General features: G+C 42.7%; 1 protein-coding gene and 1 pseudogene. One reads left to right on the top strand and one right to left on the bottom strand.

Annotation, left to right across the window (positions count from 1 at the left end; all coding sequences use genetic code 11):
* Window positions 1–5287 (bottom strand): S8 family serine peptidase (locus A3735_RS12245; protein WP_156499637.1); only part of this gene is annotated, 5287 nt, incomplete at its 3' end.
* A 965-nt stretch (window positions 5288–6252) separates the two neighbouring features.
* Between A3735_RS12245 and A3735_RS12240 the strand changes: the two are divergent.
* Window positions 6253–6513, top strand: a pseudogene (locus A3735_RS12240) (site-specific integrase); the annotation flags it as partial.

Here is a 6513-nt window from a genome sequence, read left to right as displayed (position 1 = left end):
CAAGCGGTGGCGTTGGAGGAGGGCTTGGCAGCTCAGTCTCACCATCGAAAGCTATATTAAGTAGAAGGTTTGGTGAACCATTTAAGCGACTGATCAAACCTGTTGAAGCATATCCAGTCATACTCGAAGCTACTTCAGCCGGCGAAGCATCTGGGTGAGCCTGCAAATAGAGTGCTATCGCTCCGGCAACATGTGGTGTTGCCATTGAGGTACCACTAATAGTATTGGTACCGCCATTGCTCCAAGTCGACGTAATATCTGAGCCTGGCGCGAATATATCAATACATGCTCCCCAATTTGAGAAGCTTGAGCGGCTATCATATCGAGTTGACGACGCAACTGTGATCGCAGCAGGTACTTTATTTGGCGACCCGGAACAAGCATTTATATTTGAATTACCCGCCGCTACAGCAAAAGTAATTCCAGCATCAATCGCCCGGTTTACTGCAGCATCTAGTGCCGCTGAATTTCCGCCACCAAGACTCATGTTTGCTACAGCAGGAAATTTAGCATTTGCTGCTACCCAATCAATACCTGCAATTACGCCCGAAGCTGTTCCTGAACCATTACAATCAAGTACTCTAATCGCTGTCATATTTACATTTTTTGCAACACCCCAAGTGTTGCCACCAACGGTTCCAGCAACGTGAGTACCATGGCCATTACAGTCAGAAGCGTCTGCGTCATTATCAATGAAATCCCAACCACTTGTAGCTCGACCTGCATAATCACTATGCGAAGTAAGTATACCCGTGTCGATGATATAGGCATTTACACCACTACCATCTAGCTCATAGCTATAGGTGGTATCAAGCGGCAAAGCAGTTTGATCGATTCGGTCAAGGCCCCATGTCGCACTGTTTTGCGTTACGCTAGCACTCATTACCTGATCTTGCTCTATCAAAAGTACGCGAGGGTCGTTGCGAAGATTCTGTAATTCTTCAGCTTTCATTTTTAGCACAAAACCAGGAACTGAACTGGAGTATTGGCGCACCGCCTTCGCTTTGACTTTGTTAGATATATCAGTAGCCAATGCCTGAACTGATGCCTTACGCTGCTCAGGAGATTGGTTTTTAGAGAGCCCGAAAAACTGCGGGCTGATCGGTGAAGGGGAGTATATGCTGCGATTTCTGCTTGAGCTCTGCGTTGCGTTTTCGGGCTCTTTTAGTAAAACGATGTATTGTTCTTCAATTGACCGGGTTGGCGCAGCAGCAAAGTAGGGTGCAATTTGCGAAGAGCTGGAGAATGTTGTTGCTTGCTCAAACTCGCTAACAGCTTGCTCAGCCTCACAGACTAACCGGCTATCAGCATCAAGATTTGTTTTCCAGCTAACAGTCAGCGAATCAGTACTGGCATTTTCTATGACTGGCTCTGCTACAATTTCTAGTGTAACGGGCGCAACACCGGGTAATAAGGTTTTAAATGAAAGCACATTACTGGTAACGGTATTATCAGAAAGATCTGAAGACTCGACCCTAAAGTAATATCGGGTGTCGGCAGCAAGGTTGAAAACAGGAACGCTGTGTTCAGTAGAAAATCCATTTAGAGTAAAAGTCTGATCTAGGGACTCTTCGCTTAGCCCCAGACGAACCGTACGAGATGAAGACTCGGTAGTTGACCAAAGTATGTCTGCGCTGCTAACTGTAATATTTTCAACAATAGGCCCTGCGATAATTTGAGGTGCTGTCGTGTCAGGCAAAGCTAAAGTAGTAAATTCAACAGGCGCGGAAATGCTCGGCCCGTTCCCGGCTGCATCAGTGGAAGACGCCCTTAAGACATAAGTAGTATTAGCATCTAGACCACTTAAATACATTTCATGCGAACGAACCAAGGACTCGCTTTGAAGCGTATTAGTGCTATTCCCGTCCGTATAGGAAACACCACTATCTGCTGCTTCGTTAGTCGTCCAGCGAACGATTGCGGTCGTTTGGCTTATGTCACTTACGATGGGTCCAGTTATTTCAGGTGCAGAAATATCAAGTTCAAATAGTGTGGTTACCGTTTGTGGTGAGCTTAATACAGGCCCATTTCCAGCAATATCGGAGATAGCAACAACAACTGAATACTGCGTACGCGGTGTAAGGCTAGGTACAACAAGTTGGTGACAAGTAGCGGCACTATCAAGGGGAAAATCGCTGCTGTCTTCCGTGCCGACGGTGACGACAGTAACAAGAGCTGTTACCGGCTCATCAGCGCAAAATGATACGGTAAATTTGTCATAGTCTATTGAGCTAATAGTTGGTCCGGTGACAAAAAATGGTAAATCGGAATCGGGTAAGGGGGATGTTCTAAAGTTAGCTGGCACTTGCTCAGAACTTAAGCCATTATCATCAATTGAAAATACAAGCGTCTCGTAGGCAGTATCAGCTGATAAGCCGCTTAATACTACAGAATGATTAGTCGTTAGATCTTGGCGGGAAAATGTATCACCTCCGCTAATTACGACCGTGCTATCGGATTCCTTATCCGTCACCCACTCTACGACTGCAGATACGTCACTTATGTTTTTTACGAATGGACCCGAAATAATTTTCGGCGGTATTAGCTCGGTTGTTGGGTTTGACTCCGTTGTAAAACTTATCGTCTCACTAATACTTTGCTCACCTTCAGAATTGAAAGCATCTACCTGAAGAAAGTAAGTTGTTTCTGCTTGCAAGTTATTAAGCGCGATAGCGTGAGCGGCGGTAAAGTTGAAATCGGATTCAAGCTGGTTCATTTCGTCAGACGTGAGGCCATAACGAACTTGACCTGTTGATGCCTTTTCTGTTGACCAGTTGACGATTGCGCTAGACGCGCTAACATCACTAACGAAAGGCTGAATTGTAAATAAGGGGGCAGGGAGCTCAGGTGCACTAGCTTCAGTTCCAGAGTTAAACTCCGCTATAGCGCAATCAGCACTATTACCTACAGCATCAGTCAAACTTATTTGATACTCATAATTGGTGTCAGGTAATAGCCCGTTCAGTAATTCTAGTCCCGTCTCTCTTAATTCTGAATTCGCCTGCTGACTCCAAGTACTTGCTCCTTTTTCCCTGTAGTTAAGGCTTATTACTGCTAGCTCACTGCTTTCCCAAGTGACTTCGGCAAAATTAACAAATGCTTGGGCTGTAGGTGGTGTTATACAGTTTGGCGGGGTTGAATCTACAAATTCTGTACTTAAAGCACCAATCACTTTGCTAGCAATAAAACCTTCTATGTCCGTCGAATAAACCACACAGCGATATGCAGTATTAAACTCTAATCCAATTAGAGTAAGAAGATGGTTTTTGCTTAATTCTGTTTTATTTACCTCGCTAATCCCGTTCACCGATTCGCAAATTAGACGGCTATCTGAGTATCGATTCGTTTTCCAACTTAAAGTGATGCTGTTACCCGTCAAACGCTCAATAACAGGCTGTGAAATAATTTCAAAACCATTAGAGACACTTTGCGATTGGGTCGTAAAAGAAGAAACGTTGCTATGAACTTGATTTCCGCTTAGGTCGCTTGATTCGACTGAGAAGTAATAAGTACTCGCAGGTAAGAGATTAGTGACGCTCAATTGGTGCTTTGCAGAAAAGCCGGGAGATGATTCGACACGGCTTAGGTTATCAGGCTCTGTGCCAATGGACACAACAGAAGATGATGATTCATCGGTACGCCAGCTAATCATCGCGTTAGTGTTTGATACATCTTCAACTAAAGCACGCCCAATAATTAATGGCGGTTCAGTATCGGAAGTAGAAGCTGTCTGGAACTGGATCTCCCGAGTTTGTGTTGCTCTATTGCCAGCGGCATCATTTGAGGCAACGGTTAAATTATATAGCGTATTAGCACTTAGCCCTGTAATCTGAACTGAATGATCGCTTACAAGCTCAGTGTTATTCTGAACCCGGTAACTAATACCATCGTTAAATGAAACTGCACTGCTAGCCGCTTCGTTTGTCGTCCATTTCACTACAGCTACTGTATCTGAAATATCAGTAACCGTTGGCCCGGCGACGATTAGAGGAGGGTTCAAGTCTGCCGCTGCTAGCGTTTTAACTCTACTAATATGGCTCTGAGTTGGGCCATTACCGCTAATATCAGTAACTTCTACTGACACCGCATAGGTCTGATTCGAGTTTAGATCACCTACAGTCAAGTTATGGCAGCGAGAGAAGTCATTAAGTAAATACTCAGCTCCGTCAACGATAAACTTTCCTTGCACTGGCTCATTAGCACAAAAAGCCACCGTAAACTGGGTTTCTCCGATAGACGTCGCTGCTAAAGGTTGGACAAACTGTGGCGCTAATGAGTCAGCACTAATACTTTGAGTGGTAAAGCTTAGAACTTGCGTTTCAGAACTATTGTTTTGTGCGTCTCGTGTCGAAATATTTACGTCATAATCGGTGTTTGAATCCAGGTTATTAATAACAACGCTATGTTCTGTTAGAAAACGGTTATTTTTAAAAACCGCTCCACCAACCACTTGAACTGTACTTCTAGCCGGTTCATCGGTCTGCCATTCTATTACCACAGATTGGTTGCTAATATTTTTAACATAAGGCCCGGCAATAGTTTTCGGTATTATGCTATCAAGTAGAACTAGCTCCTGGTCGAGACTAAGCGCGTTGTTAAGGGCAAGATCAGATCTTACAAAGGTCGCAAAGCCACTTTCGATTGTTGGAGTATAGGTAAGGTCATACAAGCAGTCAGTGCTGTCTGGGTAAAAACCGGATTCAATACAGGTATCACTAGGGAACAGCAACATAACATAGTTGCCTTCAGCATCTGTACTAGCACTACCACTGGCATGATCCAAACTACGTGTCGATAACTGAAGTAGGGGGCCTTGCTCAGGACCGTGCCAGACCGTGCTGGTTTCGATTGATACATTGGGGATAGGGGCTTTATTAGTATCAAGTACCTTGCCAGACAGGACAAGAAAATCGAACTGTAAATCACGTATTGTATCTACATAAACTTCAAAATCTTCGGATGAGATAGCTACACTATTTGGCGCACCAGAAAGCGAAACATCCGATGCTATAAAAGAGGCTCGAAGCACATAACTACTAGGCGAAACATCCCATTCATAGGCGCCATCTGAACTAACTTTTTGGGTGTCTCCAATTTGAAGAAAAGTATCATCTTGCAATACTTCAAAGAGAGTTACGCTCGCACCATCAATTAAGTTTCCCTGATGATCTTTCACTACGCCACTAAGGCTTGCTGCATGCACCACAAGTGAAAAAAATGCTAGGAAAAAGCTTAGGACAAGCGTGAATCCTCTGCCTTTCATAAAACCCAATAGTTTTTTACACATGCAGCATCTCCAGACAGAAGAGAAGTTCTTAACAAAAAGAAAATTTGATAAAACAAAACAAGGTGGAGCAGCTAAATAGTATAGCTCGTTTTATCAACTTCACTATTTCAGTGAAACCAACATACCTCGACTGATTGCCGTAGAGGCATTATTCCCAGCATTCATCGTCGCAGATGCCCACCAATAACTCATTACACACTTTGTTCCGCTTTTGTTAACAACTATGTCACGGAAATAACAGTCAATAATGCAAAGGAACTGAATAGGTCACACATATAAGAAGTGTTGCTACATTATTGTGCCGATGGTAGTGCGTTTTATTAGCAGAGTAGAACACATGATAACGAAGCGAATCACCATATACATAACCACGATCTATTTAACATAATATATATTATGCGCACTTATATATTCTGGTGAAGCGTAATTGACTGGTACTTGTGGGTGAGCAACTAAAGAACTAAACTTTTGCAACTAAAAAGCTAAAATTACAACTATATCTATAAATTGGGCAAACTAACTTATGAGGGTGCTTTTTTCAGTTAAAGCAGTTTTTGATATTATCTGGATTACCAATATTCGAGTATTTTGATTTTGAATGTGCATGTTTTACAACGTATGGTGTGTTCTCAAGTATGCACTAAAAGGGATTCTCTTTTTTTGCTGAGGAGGTGCACTTTTAATACAAAAGTGCGTTATAAACAGCGCTTCGCCAAAGCGTGTTTTAATAAGAGTACATAAATTACCAAGAATTACCTATCAAATTGGTAATTACCACCGGCTGGGGTAATTGAAGGCAAAACTCTTGTAAGTGCCTTTTTTTACTGCAGGCTTTGACATTTTATTTATATAATCCTTAGTAGTAACACCTCTATAGAATCAAAAGTAAAGTGTATAAATTCTGTTTATAGCCCTATAATCCGTTAAATTCCCATTATTACGGATTTTGTTTGCAAGGTTGATTTATGCCTAAAAATGGACAAGCTCGTGTACCCTCTTTAGACGAACAGCATCATTTATTCGAAGTTATTCTGCAAAACCGTCATCCAGAGAAAAATACTGCAATTATGCAAATCAGTTTCAAGCTCGGATTGCGAGCGCAAGAGATTGCTTTGCTACAAATAAAAGAGATTGCACAACTAACTTCTCGTTGCGACTTCACATTACTTCAGGTGATGACCTTACCCGCCTCGTATACGAAAGGCGCTGATGCCATGAAACGCTCA

Source organism: Oleiphilus sp. HI0061, from assembly GCF_001635675.1.
The sequence above is the reverse complement of the archived record's forward strand: the minus strand, read 5'-3'. Positions and strand labels throughout refer to the sequence as shown.